Genomic DNA, 21,446 nt, shown 5'->3' on the forward strand with positions numbered 1-21,446 from the left:
CCACTCCGCCGCCGTCGCGTTTCAGGGCAGCCAGCACCTGCGTGACAACCTCTGGCGTTTGCAGGATGCGCCGAACTTCGGTCACGACCGCGTCCTCGACCATTCCGGCGGCTAGCCGCATCGGAGCAGTCTCCTCGCCAGTCTCGCGATTCCGGATCACGTCCATGGAGACGTAGTAGCGGTAAAGCTTCGCCCCCTTTTTCGTACTGGTCGGCGTCATGGCCGCGCCATTTTCGCTGAAGATCAGCCCCTTCAAGAGAGCAGGAGTTTGCGCCCGGCTGTTGTTCGCTCGCTTGCGGGGGCTTTCCTGCAGGATGGCATGCACGCGATCCCAGAGGTCCGCGTCGATGATGGCGTCATGTTCACCGGGATAGGCCTTGCCCTTGTGCAGAGCCTCGCCCCGATACACCCGGTTGTTCAGAAGGCGGTACAGGTAGCCCTTATCGATCAGCGTGCCCTGTTTGTTTCGGAACCCATCGCTTCGCAACTCGCGGGCCAGAACGGTCGCGGAACCCAATTCGATAAACCGCTGGAAGATCCCGCGCACAGAGGCGGCCTCGACCTCGTTTACCACCAGCTTGCGATCCTGCACATCATAGCCGAGGGGCACATACCCTCCCATCCAGATGCCGCGCTTGCGGGAGGCTGCTACCTTATCACGGATGCGTTCGCCGATGACCTCGCGCTCGAACTGGGCAAACGACAGCAGGATGTTCAGCGTTAACCGCCCCATGGATGTGGTGGTGTTGAAAGATTGCGTCACCGAGACGAAGGTGACCCCGTTGCGGTCGAATACTTCGACCAGCTTGGAGAAATCCATCAACGAGCGCGACAGTCGGTCGATCTTGTAGACGACGACGACATCGATCAGACCATCGTCGATATCGGCCAGCAACTGCTTGAGCCCCGGGCGCTCGAGAGTGCCACCAGAAAACCCGCCGTCGTCGTAGCGTTCGCGCGTGGCAACCCAGCCTTCAGATTTCTGGCTTGCGATATAGGCTTCGCAGGCCTCCCGCTGCGCATCGAGGCTGTTGAATTCCATGTCGAGCCCTTCTTCGCTCGACTTGCGGGTGTAGATGGCGCAGCGCAGGCGGCGGTTCGGGCGGGTTTCCATCTGCATCATGCCTCCTCCCGCTTGCGCTCGCGCAGGCCGAAGAAGCGGTACCCGTTCCAACGGGTGCCAGTGATTTCGCGGGCGACGGCGGAGAGAGATTTGAACTTCCGACCCTGCCAATCGAAGCCATCTTTCAGAACGGTAACGGTGTGCTCGACGCCGTCCCATTCGCGCAGCAGCTTCGTGCCCGTCACGGGATTGCGGGGATCAGCGATCTGGTGTTTGCGCCGGGCGTGGCCTTCGACCTCATCGGCCAAAAGATCCAGCATGCGGCGTGTCTCACGGTCCGGGCCGCCGTAGGTTAATTCCTGAAGCCGATAGGCGATCCGCAGTTCAAGAAACGCGCGGCTGTTGTTCGGCGCCGAGGTGCCGAGGAGCTTCTCCCATTCGGCTTTCAACTCCTTGACAGACATTGCCTTCATGGCGGCCAGGCGCGACAGCACTGTCTGGTCTAGGCTTTGATCATGACCTGGCTGCGTTGGCGTTATCCTATTGTGATGCTTCATGAATTCCTCCGATGCGGATACGTTTTGCACGACGACCACCGCTCTTTCGGGGAGAGAAGTCCACGAAACTGTCTCCGTTCTCGGCAGATAAACCGCTGGACTTCGTGGCGTTCAGCCGAACGACACCTGCGGCCAGGATGCGCCCGATCTCGGCGAGGCGCGCGTCGGCCGACATGCGCTCAGGGCATAGGGGATTGGGCCCCGAAATCGGGGTTTCACGTTCATCAAGCATGGGAGCGCCTTTCGGGTTGGTGAACCCACTTGAGTCCCAACAGAACCCAATAATCAAGCCGAAACAATCGGTTGGTGAAGGCCTGCGGGCTCGAGAGTACGTGTTAGGGTTTGCGGCTTGGCGCAATCAATGACGTGTGGCAGGTTTCACCAGTGGATCAGTCTCGAGTTTGAGTGCGGCTTTCCAAAGCGGAGTTTTGGTGAAAACGCTGCGCTCGGTGCTTTGAAACCCTTTGACGCGGTTCATGTGAAGCAAGCCAACCCAACAAAGCGGCCGAAGTATGTTGAGGTACAAGCTGCCAAGCACGTCATCGTAGCGGGGTAACGGGCTGTGGTCGGGTGGGCCGTAAAGGGTATGGCGCAGATCCGCACCTGTAATGCCGTCCTCGGCCTCGACATTCAGAATGTTCAAAAACATGTCCCAGTTGCCAAGAAGAGGTCCATCGCTGAAACGCGTGTATCCGGTGTGGTTCACCTCAAAGAGATAAAATGGTGTAATGATCCCGAAGAGTTGCCCAGGATGCCGGCTGACTTCCGTGCCTGCCTTGGTTAGTTTGAACTGCCCCTTGTAGTGCCGCCCCATCTTGAGGGTCGTCAGCAAGAAGTGGATATCGCTGAGCGGCATGAAATCCTGCTCGTTCAGGACTTTGTTCACGGCAAAGAGGTCCGCCTCGGTATGGCCGTGCCAGTTGAACTCCCGCGCCGCCCAATGCACGAAGTTGCGCTTGAAGCCTTTGGAGGCCGTGAGGCCGATGCCGCCGTGTTCAGCAACATAGGCGAAGGTTTTTAGAAAGCCTCTGAGCAATGGCGAATAGCTGAGGGTTGGCTCGTCATCAGCAAGGGAACAGAATTCAATCACCTCAAATCTCCCGCGCAAACCAACGAATGCGGCCAATGATGACGATTTCATCTGCCGTGCGCTCGTACTCCGGATAGTGCTTGTTGTCCGAGATCACGCGGACGGCAGGCGGATCGCTGTTCGGGACATGTTGCAGGCGCTTCGCTACCAAGCCCATGCCATCATCCAGAACAAAGATCCCAGGTGGGTTCGGGGCCTTACGGTCCATGTCAACGAGCACGGTGTCACCATCAAAGAGCGTGGGTTCCATGCTGTCGCCCTCGACCTTCATGATCCGGAGTTGGGAGGGCGATGCCTTTAGACCTTGTTTGATCCAAGACTTCCGGAAGTGGTAAGCACGACCTGGTTCGTCATAGATCTCAAGTGCCACGGACCCGCCGCCCATTGAGGGCCGCACGGGGGCTTGCGCGATCGGCACGAAGCTTTCGTCGGGGTTTTCCAAGAAAGGGGATGGCCCCTCGATATCACCAATGCCGTGGATCAGCCAATCTACTTCGACCTTGAGGACGCGCGCGACCTCCATCAATCGATCTAGGCCCGGCCGAGATGAGCGGCCTCGCAGGATGTCGTACACGAAAGACCGATTGACCCTGGCCATCTCCGCAACATGCGCGGGGCTGAGCCCAAGCTGGTCCGCACGCGCCTGCAGTCGGTCGGCCAAACTATGATGCGAGGTCATCTTATCCCCATCCGGTTGTGGATATAATAGGATAAGACATGATTGCTATGGGATCGTCAAGACGATAGAACAATAATGGAACATGCGGGGTGAGAGTCGGAGGCAGTCATGCGGATTGAGAAGGAGTATTATTCGCTGTCAGAGATCCTTCGGCGCTGGTCTATTGAGGAAGACGACCTGATCTACCTCGCAGAAAACAACCACGTCCGCCTGTCCATTCGGGTCTTCAATCAACTCCTAGAGTTTGGCGACTATGATGCTGACATCGATGGGGTGCGGTTCCGGGTGCCCTATGAAGAACGGGTGTTCAGCGGCCTTCTCGATCTACATGCCTGCGATGTGTTCCATCTCTTCCGCTGTGGGGAGGCTCATCTGAATGAGTTTCGCCATGATCGCTGCGGTTACGCGGCGTTTCCGGAGGTACATGCGCCGCAATATGTTGTTATTGGTGATCTTTTGATGCGACGCCATGAGCGCGATCGCTATGAAATCAAATCAGGATTTCACATGGGCGACGGACAAACTCCAGAGCAAGGGTTCATCTACACCGTCGGCTACCGCGAAGTGCGCAGCCGCGGCTTTTGCTTTCAACTGGGTGCCATCCAGGCCGACGTCGTGCGGGTGCTTCATGCCGCAGCCGAAGCGGGTCAGCCTTGGCAGAACGGAAAAACCCTTCTGACGGCTGCAGGATCGCGCAGCCTGAAAATGGTCGATGTCTTCAAGTCAAAGCCCGAGTGGCGCGAATTGATTCAGTCCGATGGGCGCGGGAACTACCGTTTGCGCTTCGATTAAAGACCGCGCAACCGTGCCTGCCGTGGGATGGGTGTGGGATCTGCTGGGGGATGGGTGCCGGATGCCCATCCCCCAGAGCGTTTCAGTGTGCTGATATTCTTCAAAAATTTCATCCGGCACTGTATCCCACTCCGATCCCGACGACATCCCACGCCGGCGTTTTGCATTGTCTCCTGGTAACCAAGACAGGAGACAAGGATGCAGTCAAAACTCTGCCTCACCCAAAAGGAGTTGGCCCGACGCTGGGCGATCTCTCACCGCACACTTGAGAGGTGGCGCTGGACCGGCGAAGGCCCCGATTATCTCAAACTCGGCGGGCGGGTCATCTACCGGCTCGAGGACATCATGACCTTTGAGGCTGCGGCATTGCGCCGAGGCAATGCCTCCCAAAGCGCAAAGGTGTCGTGATGGCGTTGCAGATCCGCGATGATATTGGCTTTTACGCTTGGGTCTCGCTCGCAGACGCAGGTGCAAGTGTCAGCTACCACCGTGGGTTTTTGGCCGTTGATACCGGCTCGCTCATGTCGCGCCTGACACCCTCTCAGCAGGCCACGTTGCGCGGCATCGCGGATGCCGCCTGGCGCGCCTCCGAGCAACAGCTGGTGCATCTCGTCCAGGAACGCCTTGGCCCGGATCTCTTTGAATACCGCGCCATCGCCCGGCCGAAACCTCCCACACCGTCCATCCCTGAACGGCTGATCGCAGCCCACTGATTTCGTTTTGAAAGGAGCCCCTATGGCTTTCCCCGAAAACACCCCGAGCGTGGATGACATGCTCAATTTGCCGGTCACAGAACTGGCTCTCATGCCACCAAACCTCCTTGCAGCTGTCCAAGCGGAAATCGATGTCGCCACCGACCACATGAAGGCGGTAATCGAGCGGTTCGCTCTGGCCCTTGAGGTCCGCTATGCGGCCCGAGCCTCTGAGTGTCGCGGTCACGAAGGCAAGGACACGGGCACCATCCGGTTCGAGGATGACGGCGTCACCGTGATCGCCGAACTCCCTAAGCGCATCGTCTGGGATCAGGCCAAGCTCGCCCAGATCGCTGCAAATATCGCATCCGCTGGCGAAGACCCGGCCGAGTTCATCGATACCAAGCTGTCGGTGTCCGAGCGCAAATTCGGCGCTTTGCCCGAAAGTTGGCGCAAGGGGTTTGAGCCCGCGCGCACGGTCCGCACCGGCAAGCCGAAGTTCCGTTTCCTTTTGAACGGAGGTGCGTTGTGACGGCACTTCTTCCCATCCCCCAGGGCGACCCGAGCCTTCCCGGTTTGATTGATCGTGCCGCGACCATGCTTTCGAATGCGAAGACCTCGGCGGAAGTCCTCGAAGCCCGTGAGGCCGCAGGGCTTGCCTACGATGTCGCAAAGCGTGCCGCGCGCCTCAGTCGGGCCAAGTCCGCGCATGATGATCTGATTGCGGCGGCCCATCGCGCCCAGGCTGATGCGTTGGAAATCGAAGCCGCCGCCAAACGCCGCCTCGCCGATGAATATGACATGGCACAGGCTCAAGGTGAGGTCGGCAAGAGCGGGGTACGAACGGACCTCGTTTCGCAGGGGAACGAGGTCGTTCCTTCCGCCGCAGACATCGGCCTTTCACGCAAAGCCATTCACGATGCGCGACTGATCCGCGACGCGGAAGAGGCTGACCCGGGCATCGTACGCCGAACCCTCGACGAGAAACTCGAGCGTGGTGAGGAGCCAAACCGGGCGGTGTTGCGCAAGATGGTGGTCGATGCCGCCATGCGCGGCATGCGCCCTGAGCGCAAACCAAGTCGCCGGAACCCGCTTTATGTCCCGCCGACACCCCAACAGGCCGCCTGGCAGCATGTCACCGGTACGTTCCGTGCCTTCGCTGAATGGGCGACGGACGAGAACTTGGCCCTTGCCCGAGCGGGGATGCGCGAGGCCCGCGACAGCCAGTTTCACCATCTCGACGTCGCCGCCATCGCGGCCGGGTCGAAAGCTTTCACCAACATCAAGGAGTGGTTCGATGCTTGACAGCCAGTCAGCAGCCTTTGCCGAACGCGTCTGGGAGGTGGCCTCTCAGCTCGGCAACAATGCCCCGAAAATAGCCGACGACATCATGGGCGAAGCCTTTCCGTTGACCTGTTCGCAGGCAAGGGCGGAAGGCGCGATGCGTATGCTGCGCATCGGGATCATTTCCGAGGTGAAGCGGATCCTGCGCAACCGCCACGACGGGCTGAGCCAGACGGATTTCGCCGACCGCTGCGATGCGTTTGCGCCCCTCGTCAGCGACCTGCGATCGAAGTCCTACTTCGTCGAAAGCGCTCAGGAATACGTCGTGGTCCCGGACCTGATCGCTGAACCCGATCTCCTCGACGATGCGCGACGCTTCATGCGGCGCAAGGGGCTTGAATGCCTTGCGGAAGCCGACCGGCTTGATGCGCTCTACGCGGCTGTCACCGGCGAAGTCGCGCCCGTCCTGGCGACGATTTCCAAACCCAACCCTGACATAGGAGAGTTCTAATGGCGATTTCACTCGCTTCCCTGCGCACGACCTCTGCGCTGACGCCACCGCGCATCTTGATCCATGGTGTGGCGGGGGTTGGCAAATCCACCTTCGCGGCCGCTGCGGATAGGCCTGTGTTCATCATGACCGAGGACGGGCTCGGCAAACTGCAGGTCCCACATTTTCCGCTGGCGACAAGCTATGCCGAAGTTGCTGAAGCGCTTGATGCGCTCCTGACCGAGGACCATGATTTTGGCACTGTGGTGATCGACAGCGTCGATTGGCTGGAGCCGCTGATCTGGGCGGAGGCCTGCCAGCGCAATAAATGGGCGTCCATCGAGGCGCCGGGGTTTGGCAAGGGCTATGCCGAGGCGCTGAATGTTTGGCGCGAATATCTCGACAAGCTCAATGCGCTTCGTGACCAGAAGGGCATGGTGGTCATCCAGATCGCCCATACCGACATCAAGCGTTTTGATAGCCCCGAGCACGAGCCCTACGACCGCTACGTGATCAAGCTGCAGACCCGCGCCTCGGCGCTGCTGCAAGAGCATTCCGATGTGGTGCTCTTCGCCAACTATCAGATCTCGGTCGCGAAATCCGATGTCGGCTTCAACAAGAAGGTGACTCGGGCGCTCGGGTCTGGTGCGCGCGTCATGCACACCGAAGAGCGCCCCGCCTTCCTCGCCAAGAACCGCTACGGCCTGCCGGACACCCTGCCACTTGAGTGGTCAGAGTTCCTCGCAGCCATGCCCCAACCTGAATGATTGCCTTGAAAGGATAAGACCATGGCACGTTTCGATACGTCCTTTGACGCGACCAGCGTTGAGCCCACCACCGCCTACGAACTGCTGCCCGCCGGCAAATATCGCGCCCAGATCGTCGAAAGCGAGATGCGCGTCACCCGCAACGGCATGGGCCAGTTCCTCTGGCTGATGCTCGATATCCTTGATGGCGAGCACAAGGGGCGGAAGATCTTCGACCAGCTGAACCTGGTGAACCCGAACCCGACCACCGTGGAAATCGCGCAGCGCACGCTCTCGGCGATCTGTCACGCGACGGGCCGGATGCATGTCAGCGACAGCGAGGAACTGCACCTGATCCCGATGATGATCCAGGTGAAGATCAAGCCGCCGAAGAATGGCTATGGCGAGAGCAATGCCATCGCCTATCTGCCGCCCGAACATGGCGCAGCGGCCCGTGCTGCCAAACCGACGCCCGCCGCGTCCGCGACACCTGCGGCTCCGGCCAAGATGACATCTGCTCCCTGGAACAAGAAGGGCTGATGCGCTGCGCCGCCTTGACCTGTTGACGGCCGGGGCGGTGCCCAACCCCATCTGAGGACATTCCCATGAGTGACATGAACAACGCGGCCCCTGTGGCCGTGATCAGCCCCGGCTTGCCTGATGATCAGCGCCGGTTGATCGAACTCGACGACGCCATTGCCAAGATCCGCACCCAAATCGCGACGGCTGATCTGGGCCGGCAGCGCGGCCATAAGCCCATCGACCCGGACTGGTTCCATCGGGCCCGCACGGCGCTCAGACACCTGAGCCGCGAACGGGCAGAACTGCTGGCCAAAAGCACCGGTCGCCGCCGCCGCGAAAAGCTGAAGGACGCGCTGATCGGTGTTCTGCGTGAGCGCCACGACCCCGAGACCTGGAGCGGCATTCTGGCCGAGGCTCAGGCACGCAGTGAACGGGAGGGTCTGTGATGGCCGAGCTTCCCGAAGCCCCCACGCCGACGCTGACGGCGATCTATGCCGATTATGAGGCCCGCCAGGGCGACGGTTTCCGCGACCACCTCGGCGCCTCGATCATCGGCAAATCCTGCGCCCGCGCGCTCTGGTATGATTTCCGCTGGGTCACGCCCGCGCGCCATTCCGGCCGCCTGCTGCGCCTCTTCGAGACTGGTCAATTGGAAGAGGACCGCCTCGTGCGCAATCTGCGCGCCACCGGCGCGACGGTGCTCGAGGTCGACCCGGAGACGGGCCGCCAGTTCCGCGTCGAAGCCCATGGCGGCCATTTCGGCGGCTCGCTGGACGGCGTTGCCATCGGCATCCTCGAGGCCCCGAAGACCTGGCATGTGCTCGAGTTCAAGACCCATGGGGTCAAGAGCTTCACTGAGCTGACCGCCAAAGGCGTGGTGCAGGCCAAGCCCCAGCATGCCGCGCAGATGCAGATCTACATGCACCTGACGGGCATCACGCGCGCCCTCTACGTCGCGGTCTGCAAGGACACCGACGCGCTGCATGTCGAGCGCATCGAGGCGGACCGCGCCATGGCCGAGCGTCTTCTGGAAAAGGCCGGGCGCATCATCTTCGCCCAGCATCCGCCCGCGCGGATCAGCCAGGACCCGGCCTGGTTCGAATGCCGGTTCTGCGATCACCATACCGCCTGCCACGAGGGTGGTGGGGCGGCCGTGACCTGCCGGTCATGTTTGCATGCAACGCCCGTTGACGGCGGCTGGCACTGCGCCCGTCACGACCGGATTCTGGTGCCGGCCGAGCAGCGTGCGGCCTGCAACCGCCATCTTTTCATCCCCGATCTCGTTCCAGGCGAGGTCATCGATGCGGGCGACGATGTCGTCACCTACCGCATGGCCGATGGCTCGACCTGGGCAAACGACGCCCGCTCAACGGAGGCCGCGCCATGCTGACCCTGCGCCCCTATCAACAGGCCGCGATCACCGCGATCTACAGCTATTTCCAATCCCACAAAGGCAATCCGCTGGTGGTGATCCCGACCGCCGGGGGCAAGAGCCTGGTCATGGCCGCCTTCATCGAAGGCGTGCTGAGAGCTTGGCCTGACCAGCGCATCCTGATCGTGACCCATGTCCGCGAGTTGATCGCCCAGAACCATGCTGAGATGATCGGCCTCTGGCCCGAGGCCCCGGCCGGCATCTATTCGGCGGGCTTGGGCAAGCGCGAGGCACAGGCCCGCATCCTCTTCGCGGGCATCCAGTCGATCCACCGCCGCGCGGCTGAGATCGGGCACACGGATCTCGTGCTGATCGACGAGGCGCACCTCATCCCCGGCAATTCCAGCACCATGTATCGGCGCTTCCTCGACGGCCTGACCCGCATCAATCCGGCACTCAAGGTCATCGGGCTGACCGCCACGCCATTCCGGGTCGACAGCGGCATGTTGCACGAAGGTAAGAACGCGCTCTTCACCGATATCGCCTATGAGGCCCCGGTGCGCGATCTGATCGACACTGGCTATCTCAGCCCGCTCGTGTCGAAACAGCCCGTCACGCGGCTCGATGTCTCGAAGGTCGGCACCCGCGCCGGTGATTACATCCAGCGCGATCTGGCAGCGGCGGTCGACAAGGAGGCCATCACCCGGGCAGCGGTCAGCGAGATCATCGCGCACGGCCGTGACCGGAAATCCTGGCTGGCTTTCTGTTCGGGTGTTGAGCACGCGCGACATGTGGCCGAGGAGTTCGGCCGCCAGGGGATCACCTGCTGCACAATCTTCGGGGATACGCCGAAGGAGGAGCGGGACGCGATCATTGCCGCCTTCAAGCGCGGCGAAATCCGCGCACTGGCCTCGATGGGCGTGCTGACCACCGGGTTCAACGCGCCCGCCGTCGATCTGATCGCGCTCCTGCGCCCCACCAAATCCGCAGGCCTCTATGTGCAGATGGTCGGTCGCGGTACGCGTCTCGCTCCGGGCAAGGAGAACTGTTTGGTCCTCGACTTTGCAGGCAATGTCCGGCGCCACGGGCCGATCGATCTGGTGCGCCCGAAACGTCCGGGTGAAGGCGGTGGTGGCGAGGCTCCGACCAAGCTCTGCCCCGAATGCGACAGCATCATCGCGCTCTCGGCAACTGAATGCCCCGATTGCGGCTACGTCTTTCCGGCTCGCGAGGTGAAGATCGCTCCGACGGCGGCCACGCTGCCAGTCCTGTCGCCGAAGATCCAATGGCTGCCCGTGCACGGCGTCTCCTACAGCCGCCACGACAAGCTTGGCGGGCTACCCTCGATGAAGGTCACCTACAGCTGCGGGCTGAAGTCCTACAGCGAATGGGTCTGTATCGAGCACCAGGGCTATGCGCGTCAGAAGGCGGCTGAGTGGTGGCGCAAGCGCGCCCCGGGCTGCCCGGTGCCGCTCACTGTCGATCAGGCCATCGCGGAAGCCGTGCGTCTTGCTCGCCCCAGCGCAATCTCGATCCGTCCCTCGGGCCGCTATGTCGAAATTTCCGGCCACAGGTTTGACCAATGCGCGCACTCCACACCGGCCTCTGCGCCGTCTGCCACCGGCAACCTCGTGGGTTTGGCTGGTTCAACCCCCACTATCGGCTCACCGACCCGCGGCGCGACACCAGCCGCAAGCACCTCTGCAGCCAGACCTGCCAGGACATCTGCCATGGGAGGAAGGGCATGATCGATCCAACCCCGAACGAGGCTGAGGCCATGACCGTCGGCGGCCAACAAGGCGGCGAGTATCTCGAAAGCATCGGGAAATCCGATCTCGCCACCCTCACCGAGACCGAGTGGGACCGTTTCATCGATGCGGTCGTCACCGGATATTGCGACCACTTGCGCGAGCTGGCGGGCCAGGACCGCAAACGCCTCGACGCCATGACCCCCGAGGTACCCTTCTGATGGCTGACACATCCTTCATGGCGCGCTTCGGCGCACGGCTCGTCACAAATGGCTACGCCATCCTGCCCATCGGCCCGGGCACGAAAAAGCCCGGCCGCTTCCAGCGTGGGGCATGGGCGGATTATCCGGAATGGAACCGTCATGCCGAGCGCGGCACGACCGAGGTCGAGGTGGCCACATGGTCATCTTGGCCGGATTGCGGCGTCGGGATCGTGGGCGGTGCTGTCGCAGCGGTCGATATCGACATCAAAGACGATGCTGATCTTGCACTGCAGATCGAGCAGCTGGCGCGCGCCCGCCTTGGCGATACGCCCGCCCTGCGCATCGGCCGGGCCCCGAAACGGATGCTGGTCTATCGCACGGCAGAGCCATTCCGGGGCATCAAGCGCCATCCGCTGGAAGTGCTCTGCCTCGGGCAACAGTTCGTGGCTTACGCCAATCATCCGGACACCGGTGCACCCTATGCCTGGCCTGAGGACGGGCTGGCGGACATCGACATCACCGATCTGCCGGAAATCACGACCGAGGCCGCGGTGGCGTTTCTTGACGAGGCCTATGCGCTGCTGCCGGAAACGCTGCGTCAGCGGGGGCTGGCGTCCAGTGCACCAGCCGGTGACATCGCGCGCAGCCACAGTCAAATCGGTACGTTGCCAGCAATCGAGGCGGCGCTCGCCTGGCTGCCAAATGCCGAACTCGACTATGACAGCTGGATGCGCGTCGGCATGGCCCTCAAAGGCGCGCTCGGCGAGGCCGGTGCTGATCTCTTTGCTGACTGGTCAGCGCAGGCGGCCAAGGATGTGCCCGCGACCACGATGAAGGCCTGGGCCAGCTTCAAGCCCGACCGGATCGGGGCTGGCACGATCTACCATCTCGCCATGGAGCGCGGCTGGCAGCCTGAGCCTGACCTTCGCCTGGACGGCAGCCTGCCCGATGGTGGAGACCATCCGGCGGCCGGTTTACTAGCGAGGCTTGATGTCGCGACGGTTGCCCCAGCAGTGTCCGCGCCAGCACCTGCGTATGCTCTGGCCATCCCTGACGGGCTGGTGGGCGATCTGACCGACTACATGCTGACCACCGCCCGGCGGCCGCAGCCGCTTCTTTCGCTCGGGGCCAGCCTCTGCGCCATTGGCGCGCTGATGGGTCGGAACTACCGCACCGAGAGCAACCTGCGCTCGAACCTTTATGTCGTTGGCATCGCGGATAGTGGATCAGGCAAGAACCACGCCCGAGAAATCATCAACGAAACCTTCTTCGAAGCCGGGCTCGCGCATCACCTCGGCGGCAACAAGATTGCCTCCGGCGCGGGGCTTTTGACCGCGCTGCACCGCCAGCCCGCGATCCTGTTCCAGATCGACGAGTTCGGCATGTTTCTGTCGGCGGCGGCGGACCGCAAGCGCAGCCCGCGCCACATCACCGAGATCCTCGACAACATGACCGAGCTCTATACCTCGGCGGGCGGGATTTTCCTCGGGGCGGAATACGCTAACCGGGATGGAACCAACGAACGGCGCGATATCAATCAGCCCTGCCTCTGCGTCTATGGTACGACGACGCCCTTGCACTTTTGGGGGGCGCTGCAAGGGGCGAACGTGGTCGATGGATCACTGGCCCGTTTCCTGATCCTGCCGAGCGATGAGGACTACCCCGATGAAAACATCGCCGTGGGCATCCGGCAGGCCCCGCCCGCGCTGATCAACGGGCTTCAGCTCATTGCATCGGGTGGGGGCACACAAAAGGGCAATCTCGCGGGCAAGACCGCCGATCAAAACACCGCCGTGAACCCGATGATCGTGCACATGACCGAGGAGGCGCGCGCCCGGTTCCGCCAGCTCAGCATCGATCTGACGGAGGAATTGCGCGCTGCCGCTGGCACGGCGTTCACAGCCATCCTCGCCCGTATCGGGGAAAACGCCCTGAAGCTTGCCCTCATCGTGGCGGTGGGGCGTGATCCTGCTCAGCCTGAAATCGAGATCACTGCTGCGGAATGGGCCATAACCTTCGTACGGCACTACGCGCAGCGCACGATGGAGGCGGTGGAGCGGCATGTCGCGGACACCGAGACCGAGGCACACCTGAAGCGGTTGAAGGAAATCATCCGAGGCTCGGGTGCCAAGGGCATCACCAAGTCCGAGATCACTCGGGCCTCGCAGTGGCTGAAATCCCGTGACCGCGATGAGATCCTGCTCACCCTGATCGAGAGCGGGGACATCACCACTGGCATGCGGGATACCGGCGGGCGGCGGGCCATGGTTTACCGGCTTCTGGCGTGATCCGGGGACTTCCTTCAAACCGGCGGTTTCTTCAATTGAAAGAAGTTTGGGTCCAAGTGCCTGTAAGAAATGGGTATTTTGACTTCCTTCACTTCTTTCAATCTTTCAAGAGGATCCCTGTATATGTGTATCCTCGCGCGCGCGGTGTAAATAAGGATGAGGTACCTCATGAAATAATTGAAATATTGAAAGAAGTTATATTATATATAGGGATCAACACCTTAGGGGCTAACTTCTTTCAAGATGCCCCGTTGAAGGAATTGAAAGAAGTCCTGGGCGGCCCGCTCGCCCCGCACCTGACATGATCAGACCACCCTTCGGGGCCTGGCGAGACCGCAGCCTTCACCGGCCAGCCCTCTCGCCACGCTCGCCAAAGCGAAGAGGAGGTTTTGATGACCCAACCCAACGAAAATCCGCGCTGCATTCTGGCGCTCGATCTCGGCACCACGACCGGCTGGGCCCTGCGCGGCTACGACGGTCTGATCACCACCGGCACGGCCAGCTTCAAGCCTGGCCGCTACGATGGAGGCGGTATGCGCTATCTGCGCTTCACAAATTGGCTTACGGAACTGGACCGGCTTTCCGGGCCCATTGCCGTGATCTGGTATGAAGAAGTCAGGCGTCACGCAGGGACGGACGCAGCCCACGTTTATGGGGGCCTTATGGCCTCACTGACGGCATGGGCTGAGTTGCGGGGAATTCCCTATGCTGGAACGCCGGTGGGCACGATCAAACGCCATGCCACGGGCCACGGAAACGCACCCAAGCAGGCCATGATCGCGGCCGCCCGTGCGCGCGGTTACAGCCCGGCGGACGACAACGAAGCCGACGCCATCGCCATCCTGCACTGGGCTCTCGAGACCCAAGGCGGTGTGGCATGAGGCTTTACCCAAAAGGCTACGGCGGCCAGCGCCGGGATCCGGAACAGGTCAAGCGTGAGGGCTGGCATGAGCAGCGCATGCTCGCCGTGTCCCTTGATGACCCGCGACTGACCTGGCCCGAGCGTGAACTCGTCCGCCAACTGGGGGACAAGCTCTACGGGCCGCTGCCCGCTGTGAGGGAGGTGCACCATGGCTGATCGCACCTGGACCGCCGACGACGTCGCCGATCATTTCGAGGAGGCTTTCCGCACCCTGCGCAAGCTGCCGCCGGTTAGGGTGCAGGGATACTTCAACGCATGGCCGCAGATCGTGCGGTCGGAGAAAGAAATCCTCGCGATGGAGCTGCAGCCGATGCGGGTATGGCCGTCGACGGCAGCGATTACCCGGCTCGAGCAGACCTTCGACTGGGTGCTGTGGATCGGCGAGGACGAACGTCGCTTGATCTGGTGGCGGGCGGCCCGGCGTCCCTGGAAGGAGATCACCTACCAACTGGGCGTCGATCGAAGCACAGCATGGCGGAAGCACAAGCTCGCTTTGACCAAGATCGCGACACGGCTCAATGCGTGTTGACACAAATTGCTTGGGCAGATTTACCTGACCTGCCCAAGCGCATCAAACAACGACAAACACTGATCACTGCGCCGCTTAAAGGGGATCATTTATGCTCAGAAGCGAATTGGTGGCCAAGATTGCTGCCGAAAACCCAAAGCTCACTCAGCACGATGCGGAGAAAATCGTGCGTACGATTTTTGACAGCATAACCGGAACACTTGCCGAGGGTGGTCGCGTCGAGTTGCGCGGCTTTGGGTCGTTTACTGCTCGCAGGCGAGAGCCGCGGCAAGGACGCGACCCTCGGACAGGTGAGGCTGTTGAGGTCGAAGCAAAGTCGGTGCCCTTCTTCAAGGCGGGCAAGGAACTGCGCGACAGGGTGAATGCCTCGGTTGCATAAAATCCCGATACTCGAACGTAGGAAGCGGTTGGGAGGGGTACAAGACCGGCCAGGCCTGATCAAGGCCGGACGAACTTGGCCCCGGTATCGCGCTGAACGCCGCCGGGCGTCACGCGGTTGATGTCGGGTAAGGCGTGCATAAAAAACCCGTCGCTAGTCGCAAGCTGCGCCTTTAACCGTTTCAGGGGTTCCTGTAACTGAGTTCCAAGGGCAACCTTGCTTCCCCGCACTTCAGCCTTGGCAGAGACAACTGAAACGATGCGCACTCCTTCAGATCCGAAGGAAAAGATTGGTGCGCCGGAAGAACCGAAATCCACCGAACACGACATGATCAATATGCCTTCCTGCTGCCCCATGACACCGCACATTTCTTGCAAGGATGGGGCATCGGAGCGGTCATAGGCATAGGACACGACGCCGACCCTGTCGCCAGTGCGCGGGCGCGCGTCCGTTTCGAAGGGCACGACCGAGGTTGTGCGGATCGGTTGCTGCAATTCCAGAAGGGCCACATCGTTGCGCACGCGCGTTGAGACAACTGTTTCATCATAGGTATAGTCAGGATCGATCACCGCCCGTCTTACCCAGCGGTAAGCTTCGGCACGGCCGTTGCGCCATCCTGCCCGGAACTCGATCTTGCTGTGGTCGATCCGCTGGCCTGTCGTTCGGTCAAACAGGCAATGCGCGGCAGTCAGAACTAGATTGGGCGCGATCAAGGCACCGGTGCAGAAACCTCGACCGTCGATATCCAGACGTCCGACGGCTTCCCATCCTCGGGTCTGATCACCCGTGTCCAGCCGAGTCAGGCGCTCGTCTTTCGCAGAAACCACGCCGGATGTTAGAAAAATGCCCGCGCATATCAGGCCCAAAGCCCGAAAAAACCTGCGATTCATCATGGTCCCTCGGAATTGGTGACTGACATTTTCCTGATGGTGATACTGCTGTCGCAAAAGTCGCCTGAAATTGCAACTACACCTCGTTGTCACAGAACTTCCTGAATGACAGATAGGACTGTGCGAGCGCGTCATCAAGTTCGCGCATCACCAGAAGGCCGCCGTCCAATTTGATCTGCGCACCCCTGAACTCAACTCGCATGCGTCGGTCAAAATCGACCCCGTCACACCGCTTCGAACTCACATTCTTTTGGGGATCCATCAAAAGCGTCCGTCACCGCCGTCACCGCTCTGATTTATATTGAAAATATTTCGTTACCGACAGCAAAATTAAGGATTTACTTGCGGGATACGGGATGAAGTGTTGCAACACTTTTGTTTTCGACAGCTGCAACAAGATCATGCTAGACAAAGCATATAATGGGGAGAGTGCGTCTCAGAGACGGGTCTCCCCGTTTTGGTACTGGAGTGGGTAGTTTGAAGCGGAGCAACTGGTGACTGGTTTGCCGAAAAAACTGTCTCCATGCAAAATGGTGCGCCTCGCAACCCATTGAAATTGAACGGGTCCCTCCTTTTTGTAACCGTATTCGGGGGGGCGAGGCCCAAGGGTTTCCCAGTGACACCCCTAAAAACAACCGTTTCGTTTCGGTTTGCGTCGAACCTCAACAAAACAAAGGCCTGACCGCCTGACACAACCCGCCTGAACCGAAATGGGGATCCGACCCCATTTCGCTTTCGGGCATCCCCAAGGACATCACCATGGACGTCGTGGACCTGCCGCTCAAGCAGATCATTCCTTATGCGCGCAACCCGCGCCGCAACGAGCAGGCGATCGCAACGGTCGCGGCCTCGATCCAGGAGTTCGGCTGGCGCCAGCCCATCGTCGTGGACGAGGCCATGGTTGTTCTCGCCGGGCACACGCGGCTGGAAGCGGCGCGCAAGCTCGGCTTCAAGACTGCGCCGGTGCATGTCGCCAAGGGTCTTACCGCGTCCCAGGCGCGCGCGTTCCGGATCATGGACAACCGCTCGAGCGAGAATGCCGAGTGGGACAAGGATCTCTTGAACCTCGAACTGGCCGACCTGCTGGAGGCGGACTTCGACCTCGGGCTGACGGGCTTCACCGAGGATGAGTTGAACGCTCTGATGTCGGGTCTCGAGGAAGGCACCGGACCGCAGGAGGGTGAGGACGATGTGCCGGAAACCCCCGAGTATCCGATCAGCCGCCCGGGCGATCTCTGGATCCTCGGCAACCACCGGCTGCTCTGCGGCGACAGCACGGTCGCCTCGGATGTCGAGCGTCTGTTCGGCCCGGTGAAGCCGCTGCTGATGGTCACCGATCCGCCCTACGGCGTGGAATATGACCCGGGCTGGCGCAACCAAGCGGGGGCGGCGAAGACCAAGCGCACCGGCAAGGTGCTGAACGACGACCGCGCCGATTGGCGCGAGGCTTGGGCCCTGTTCCCCGGCGATGTCGCCTATGTCTGGCATGGCGCGCTGCACGCTGCGACCGTGGCGGAGAGTCTCGAAGTCGCGGGCTTCACCATTCGCTCCCAGATTATCTGGGCGAAGGATCGGCTGGTTCTGAGCCGGGGTGATTACCACTGGCAGCACGAACCGGCCTGGTACGCCGTGCGCAAGTCCGGCAAGGGCCATTGGGCAGGCGACCGCAAGCAGACCACGCTCTGGCATATCGCGAACAAGGACCAAGACGAGAAGACCGTTCACGGGACGCAGAAGCCCGTCGAATGCATGCGGCGTCCGATCCAGAACAACTCGAGCCCAGGTCAGGCGGTTTACGAACCCTTCATGGGATCAGGGACGACGCTGATCGCCGCCGAGACGACAGGGCGTGTTTGTTTCGGGATCGAGCTGAACCCTGCTTACGTCGATGTGGCCGTCCAGCGCTGGCAGAAGTTCACTGGCAAGCAGGCCATTCTGGACGGAGGCGATACGACCTTTGATACTCTGAGGGCGGAGCGTGAGGCCGCATGAAACAGTCTCGCCTAATGTCGTTGGTCGAGGCCGTCGCCAACGTGATCGTCGGTTACGGCGTCGCGGTCGTGACGCAGATTCTGATCTTCCCGATATTTGGGCTGCAAACGACACTCGGACAAAACCTCGCGATGGGCGGGATCTTCACGATCGTCAGCCTGTTTCGATCGTTCGCTCTGCGGCGGCTCTTTGAGTCCATCCGCGTTGCGCGGCAGCGAAGTTAGATCAGGCCGAGGTCTTTCAGGCAGCTTGCCGTATCCATCAGCTGATGGGTCGGGACTTCGACGGTGATGGTGAAGCTGTCGGCAAAGGTTCTGCCGTAAACGCCACCATCGTCCATCAAGGCCATTTCGATCTCTTCAAGGATGACGGTGATGCGGCTGCGGTCGAAGTGCTCGGGCAGGTTCCGGATGGGGAGCCGAATGCTTGTGGTTTCCATGGTGATTTCTCCGAGCGTCGTTTGCCAGGTCAGCTTCGCTCTGGCGGCCGATCTTATCCAGTGAATTCGACGCAATTCCATATGGTTAATCGCACTCTCGAGGTCTGCGCATGTCGACAGCTACACAGCCCATCGGCGTGATCGCGCGGCTTCTGGACCTATCAGAACGGCGGATCCAGCAACTAAGCCGCGAGGGCGTAATACCGAAGGCCGAACGCGGCCAGTATGATCTGATCGGGTCCGTGCGTGGCTATGTCCGCTATCTGCGCGATCAGGCGCTGAAGGCGCAGGCCGGTGCGCCAGACTATGCCGCTGAACGTGCGCGGTTCATCCGAGCGCGGGCCGATCTCGCTGAAATGGAAGCCGAAGAAAAGCGCCGCTCGCTGATCGCGGCCGAACAGATCGAGGCGGCCTGGATTGCTGTGTTGGCGCTCTTGCGCACCCGACTGCTGGCCCTGCCTGACCGGCTGGCACCACAAGCCTTTGAACAATCAACCGTCGGAGACACCCGGAACCTGATCCGCGCCGCCATCCGCGAGGTGCTCGATGATCTCGCGCAGCCAGACATTGAACTTGAAGCCGACATTGACCTTGAAGGGGTCAGCGATCCTGAAGCGGACTGTGGCGAAGGCGCTGGCGGTGCTGAAGCCGCCGCCGGACCTGACGATCAGCGATTGGGCTGATCAGAACCGCCGGCTGAGCTCTGAGGCCAGCGCCGAGCCCGGCCAGTGGCGGACAAGCCGCGCCGAATACCAGCGCGGGATCATGGATGCGATCTCGGATCCGGCGGCCGAAACCGTCGTGATCATGTCGAGCAGTCAAATCGGCAAGTCGGAGTCGATTCTTAATATGGTCGGCTATCACATCGACCACGATCCGGCGCCGATCATGGTGGTGATGCCGACCGAGCGCGATGCCGAAACCTGGTCAAAGGACCGTTTCTCGCCGATGGCGCGGGACACGCCCTGCCTGCAGGGCAAGATCGCTGATCCGCGTTCGCGGGATGGCAACAACAAGATCCTGCACAAACGGTTCCCAGGCGGGCATCTGACCATCGTCGGCGCCAACGCGCCTTCGGGGCTCGCAAGCCGCCCGATCCGACTCCTCTTGTGCGACGAGGTCGATCGCTATCCGTTCAGCGCAGGGGCCGAGGGCGACCCGGTCAACCTCGCGAAAAAGCGGACGGTGACGTTCTGGAACCGCAAGATCGTGCTGGTCTCGACCCCGACGAATAAGGGCGCGAGCCGGATCGAGGCGGCATTCGAGGAAAGCGACCAGCGTCGGTATTGGGTGCCGTGCCCCACGTGCGGTGCAGAACAGTTGCTGACCTGGGGCCAGGTGAAATGGGACAAAGACGAGAATGGTGGCCATCGCCCCGAAACTGCGCGCTACCACTGCGCTGACTGCGACGCCGCGTGGAAGGATGAGTCCCGCTGGGCCGCAATATCCAAGGGTCGCTGGATCGCCGATGCACCATTCAATGGGACTGCAGGCTTCCATCTGAACGAGATCTATTCGCCCTGGGTGCGGCTCGAGGCCATGGCTAAGGCGTTTCTGTCGGCGCGCGCCGGTGGGGACGAGACGATGAAGACCTTCGTCAACACCTCGCTGGGCGAGACCTGGATGGAAAGCGGCGAGGCCCCGGACTGGCAGCGGCTGCAGGGTCTGAAGGAAGATTGGCGCGCGGGCACGGTGCCGACGGGCGGGCTGTTTCTGACCGCAGGCGCCGACGTGCAGAAAGACCGGATCGAGGTTGATGTCTGGGCTTGGGGCAGGGGGCTGCAAAGCTGGCTGATCGACCATGTTGTCATCGACGGCGGCCCGGGCGATCCCGCTTGCTGGCAGAAACTGACCGACCTCCTTGGTCGTACTTGGCAACACGCCAGCGGCACGCCGATGACCATCGCGCGGTTGGCGATCGACACGGGCTATGAGACGGCAGCCGTCTACGCCTGGGCGCGGCAGGTGGGATTTGGGCAGGTCGCCCCAGTCAAGGGGCTCGAGGGCTTTAACCGGGCAAGCCCGGTGACGGGGCCGACCTATGTCGACGCCACCATAGGCGGCAAACGCCTGCGCCGCGGCGCCCGGCTTTGGACCATCGCCACCTCGACCTTCAAGGCCGAGACCTATCGTTTCCTGCGGCTCGATCCGCCGGAGATCGCCAGCCCGGTAGATGGGGAGAGGTTTCCTCCCGGCTTTCTGCATCTGCCGGGCTGGGTCGATGCCGAGTGGCTGAAACAACTCACCGCCGAGCAACTGGTCACGGTCAAAAACAAGCGCGGCTTTGCCAAGCTCGAATGGCAGAAGCTGCGCGAGCGGAACGAGGCGCTGGACTGCCGGGTTTATGCAAGAGCAGCAGCCTGGATTGCGGGGATTGATCGCTGGTCTGAGACGCAGTGGGCGGCGCTTGGCGATGAGCTGGGGGTCGCCTCTCCATCTGCGTTGAAAACTCCAACGCAGCTGGCCGCGCCATCGGCATCGTCACGCCCGGCTACATCCCGGTCGCCGCAGGTTAGCGGTTGGATAGGCCGCCGGCGCGGCAATTGGCTATAGGACAACGATCACATGCAGTGGAGCCAGGAAGAACTGACGGCCCTCCGGCGGGCCTATGCCAGCGGCACGACCCGTGTGAGCTATGACGGCAAGTCAATCGATTATGGCACAGCCAGCGATCTCTTGCGGCGCATTCGCGTGATCGAGGCGGAGATTGCCGAAAGCACAGGCCAGCCCAAGCCGAGACGTAGCTTCGCGCGCTTTTCCAAAGGCTGA

General features: G+C 61.5%; 29 protein-coding genes and 1 pseudogene. 22 read left to right on the plus strand and 8 right to left on the minus strand.

The window, feature by feature from the left end; all coding sequences use genetic code 11:
- The 5 genes from ACMUJL_RS00005 to ACMUJL_RS00025 form a co-directional block, all read right to left on the minus strand.
- A partial coding sequence (locus tag ACMUJL_RS00005) for a recombinase family protein (RefSeq protein ID WP_416914432.1) occupies nt 1-1,114 on the minus strand: 1,114 nt, incomplete at its 3' end.
- A 5-nt stretch (nt 1,115-1,119) separates the two neighbouring features.
- The gene (locus ACMUJL_RS00010; RefSeq protein WP_375571318.1) at nt 1,120-1,557 is read right to left on the minus strand and encodes a DUF2924 domain-containing protein; all 438 of its coding nucleotides are present in this window, start codon (nt 1,555-1,557) and stop codon (nt 1,120-1,122) included.
- Between the two features lie 46 nt (nt 1,558-1,603).
- Nucleotides 1,604-1,852 (minus strand): hypothetical protein, encoded by a 249-nt coding sequence (locus ACMUJL_RS00015; protein WP_375571316.1) that lies wholly within the window; start codon nt 1,850-1,852, stop codon nt 1,604-1,606.
- 126 nt (nt 1,853-1,978) lie between these two features.
- Entirely contained in the window at nt 1,979-2,761 is a 783-nt protein-coding gene (locus ACMUJL_RS00020) for a hypothetical protein (protein ID WP_416914058.1), read from the minus strand.
- Entirely contained in the window at nt 2,712-3,389 is a 678-nt protein-coding gene (locus tag ACMUJL_RS00025; protein ID WP_375571312.1) for an XRE family transcriptional regulator, read from the minus strand. Before ACMUJL_RS00025 ends, ACMUJL_RS00020 begins: the two co-directional genes overlap by 50 nt.
- A gap of 108 nt (nt 3,390-3,497) precedes the next feature.
- On the opposite strand from ACMUJL_RS00025, the gene ACMUJL_RS00030 reads away from it, so the two are divergent.
- The 17 genes from ACMUJL_RS00030 (at nt 3,498) to ACMUJL_RS00110 (ending at nt 15,356) form a co-directional block, all read left to right on the plus strand.
- Entirely contained in the window at nt 3,498-4,181 is a 684-nt protein-coding gene (locus tag ACMUJL_RS00030; protein WP_375571310.1) for a hypothetical protein, read from the plus strand.
- Between the two features lie 198 nt (nt 4,182-4,379).
- Nucleotides 4,380-4,589: a helix-turn-helix transcriptional regulator gene (locus ACMUJL_RS00035; protein ID WP_375571308.1), complete on the plus strand. Its 210-nt coding sequence runs from the start codon at nt 4,380-4,382 to the stop codon at nt 4,587-4,589.
- Complete coding sequence (locus tag ACMUJL_RS00040; RefSeq protein WP_375571306.1) at nt 4,589-4,894, plus strand: hypothetical protein; 306 nt, start codon at nt 4,589-4,591, stop codon at nt 4,892-4,894. The genes ACMUJL_RS00035 and ACMUJL_RS00040 overlap by 1 nt, the downstream gene beginning before the upstream one ends.
- Nucleotides 4,895-4,916: 22 nt before the next feature.
- Nucleotides 4,917-5,405 (plus strand): hypothetical protein, encoded by a 489-nt coding sequence (locus ACMUJL_RS00045; protein WP_375571304.1) that lies wholly within the window; start codon nt 4,917-4,919, stop codon nt 5,403-5,405.
- Nucleotides 5,402-6,178, plus strand: coding sequence for a hypothetical protein (locus ACMUJL_RS00050; protein WP_375571302.1), 777 nt, complete (start codon nt 5,402-5,404; stop codon nt 6,176-6,178). The genes ACMUJL_RS00045 and ACMUJL_RS00050 overlap by 4 nt, the downstream gene beginning before the upstream one ends.
- Entirely contained in the window at nt 6,171-6,668 is a 498-nt protein-coding gene (locus ACMUJL_RS00055) for a hypothetical protein (RefSeq protein WP_416914059.1), read from the plus strand. The genes ACMUJL_RS00050 and ACMUJL_RS00055 overlap by 8 nt, the downstream gene beginning before the upstream one ends.
- The gene (locus tag ACMUJL_RS00060; RefSeq protein WP_375571298.1) at nt 6,668-7,414 is read left to right on the plus strand and encodes an ATP-binding protein; all 747 of its coding nucleotides are present in this window, start codon (nt 6,668-6,670) and stop codon (nt 7,412-7,414) included. The genes ACMUJL_RS00055 and ACMUJL_RS00060 overlap by 1 nt, the downstream gene beginning before the upstream one ends.
- 21 nt (nt 7,415-7,435) lie before the next feature.
- The gene (locus ACMUJL_RS00065; RefSeq protein ID WP_375571296.1) at nt 7,436-7,933 is read left to right on the plus strand and encodes a DUF669 domain-containing protein; all 498 of its coding nucleotides are present in this window, start codon (nt 7,436-7,438) and stop codon (nt 7,931-7,933) included.
- 65 nt (nt 7,934-7,998) lie between these two features.
- A complete protein-coding gene (locus ACMUJL_RS00070) occupies nt 7,999-8,361 on the plus strand; it encodes a hypothetical protein (protein ID WP_375571294.1) in 363 nt (120 codons plus the stop codon).
- Complete coding sequence (locus tag ACMUJL_RS00075; protein WP_375571292.1) at nt 8,361-9,305, plus strand: hypothetical protein; 945 nt, start codon at nt 8,361-8,363, stop codon at nt 9,303-9,305. Before ACMUJL_RS00070 ends, ACMUJL_RS00075 begins: the two co-directional genes overlap by 1 nt.
- On the plus strand, nt 9,299-11,035 hold the full coding sequence (locus tag ACMUJL_RS00080; RefSeq protein WP_375571290.1) for a DEAD/DEAH box helicase: 1,737 nt from the start codon (nt 9,299-9,301) through the stop codon (nt 11,033-11,035). Before ACMUJL_RS00075 ends, ACMUJL_RS00080 begins: the two co-directional genes overlap by 7 nt.
- The gene (locus ACMUJL_RS00085; RefSeq protein WP_375571288.1) at nt 11,032-11,256 is read left to right on the plus strand and encodes a DUF6511 domain-containing protein; all 225 of its coding nucleotides are present in this window, start codon (nt 11,032-11,034) and stop codon (nt 11,254-11,256) included. The genes ACMUJL_RS00080 and ACMUJL_RS00085 overlap by 4 nt, the downstream gene beginning before the upstream one ends.
- Nucleotides 11,256-13,526 (plus strand): PriCT-2 domain-containing protein, encoded by a 2,271-nt coding sequence (locus ACMUJL_RS00090; RefSeq protein WP_416914060.1) that lies wholly within the window; start codon nt 11,256-11,258, stop codon nt 13,524-13,526. Before ACMUJL_RS00085 ends, ACMUJL_RS00090 begins: the two co-directional genes overlap by 1 nt.
- A 392-nt stretch (nt 13,527-13,918) precedes the next feature.
- Nucleotides 13,919-14,407: a crossover junction endodeoxyribonuclease RuvC gene (locus tag ACMUJL_RS00095; RefSeq protein WP_375571284.1), complete on the plus strand. Its 489-nt coding sequence runs from the start codon at nt 13,919-13,921 to the stop codon at nt 14,405-14,407.
- On the plus strand, nt 14,404-14,604 hold the full coding sequence (locus tag ACMUJL_RS00100) for a hypothetical protein (RefSeq protein WP_375571282.1): 201 nt from the start codon (nt 14,404-14,406) through the stop codon (nt 14,602-14,604). The genes ACMUJL_RS00095 and ACMUJL_RS00100 overlap by 4 nt, the downstream gene beginning before the upstream one ends.
- Entirely contained in the window at nt 14,597-14,977 is a 381-nt protein-coding gene (locus ACMUJL_RS00105; RefSeq protein WP_375571280.1) for a DUF6362 family protein, read from the plus strand. The genes ACMUJL_RS00100 and ACMUJL_RS00105 overlap by 8 nt, the downstream gene beginning before the upstream one ends.
- 91 nt (nt 14,978-15,068) lie before the next feature.
- The gene (locus ACMUJL_RS00110) at nt 15,069-15,356 is read left to right on the plus strand and encodes an integration host factor subunit beta (protein ID WP_375571278.1); all 288 of its coding nucleotides are present in this window, start codon (nt 15,069-15,071) and stop codon (nt 15,354-15,356) included.
- A gap of 59 nt (nt 15,357-15,415) precedes the next feature.
- On the opposite strand, the gene ACMUJL_RS00115 is transcribed toward ACMUJL_RS00110, so the two are convergent.
- Nucleotides 15,416-16,249, minus strand: coding sequence for a trypsin-like serine peptidase (locus tag ACMUJL_RS00115; protein ID WP_375571276.1), 834 nt, complete (start codon nt 16,247-16,249; stop codon nt 15,416-15,418).
- A 103-nt stretch (nt 16,250-16,352) separates the two neighbouring features.
- Nucleotides 16,353-16,508: pseudogene (locus tag ACMUJL_RS00120) on the minus strand (IS1380 family transposase); the annotation flags it as partial.
- A gap of 497 nt (nt 16,509-17,005) precedes the next feature.
- Between ACMUJL_RS00120 and ACMUJL_RS00125 the strand changes: the two are divergent.
- Nucleotides 17,006-18,238, plus strand: a complete 1,233-nt coding sequence (locus ACMUJL_RS00125) for a DNA modification methylase (RefSeq protein ID WP_375571274.1) — start codon at nt 17,006-17,008, stop codon at nt 18,236-18,238.
- Nucleotides 18,235-18,462 carry a DUF7220 family protein gene (locus ACMUJL_RS00130; protein ID WP_375571272.1) on the plus strand — a complete coding sequence of 76 codons (228 nt, stop codon included), beginning with the start codon at nt 18,235-18,237 and terminating at the stop codon, nt 18,460-18,462. The genes ACMUJL_RS00125 and ACMUJL_RS00130 overlap by 4 nt, the downstream gene beginning before the upstream one ends.
- Here the strand turns inward: ACMUJL_RS00130 and ACMUJL_RS00135 are convergent.
- Nucleotides 18,459-18,758, minus strand: a complete 300-nt coding sequence (locus ACMUJL_RS00135; protein ID WP_375571270.1) for a hypothetical protein — start codon at nt 18,756-18,758, stop codon at nt 18,459-18,461. The two genes, ACMUJL_RS00130 and ACMUJL_RS00135, sit on opposite strands and share 4 nt — an antisense overlap.
- Nucleotides 18,759-18,787: 29 nt before the next feature.
- On the opposite strand from ACMUJL_RS00135, the gene ACMUJL_RS00140 reads away from it, so the two are divergent.
- From ACMUJL_RS00140 to ACMUJL_RS00150, 3 genes are read left to right on the plus strand one after another with little or no spacing between them, the layout of a single operon-like run.
- On the plus strand, nt 18,788-19,360 hold the full coding sequence (locus tag ACMUJL_RS00140) for a terminase small subunit, Nu1 (RefSeq protein WP_375571268.1): 573 nt from the start codon (nt 18,788-18,790) through the stop codon (nt 19,358-19,360).
- On the plus strand, nt 19,317-21,230 hold the full coding sequence (locus ACMUJL_RS00145; RefSeq protein ID WP_416914433.1) for a phage terminase large subunit family protein: 1,914 nt from the start codon (nt 19,317-19,319) through the stop codon (nt 21,228-21,230). The genes ACMUJL_RS00140 and ACMUJL_RS00145 overlap by 44 nt, the downstream gene beginning before the upstream one ends.
- A gap of 12 nt (nt 21,231-21,242) precedes the next feature.
- Nucleotides 21,243-21,446: a phage head-tail joining protein gene (locus ACMUJL_RS00150; protein ID WP_375571264.1), complete on the plus strand. Its 204-nt coding sequence runs from the start codon at nt 21,243-21,245 to the stop codon at nt 21,444-21,446.

The organism is Seohaeicola sp. (assembly GCF_048006315.1).
Taxonomy (GTDB): Bacteria; Pseudomonadota; Alphaproteobacteria; order Rhodobacterales; family Rhodobacteraceae; genus Seohaeicola.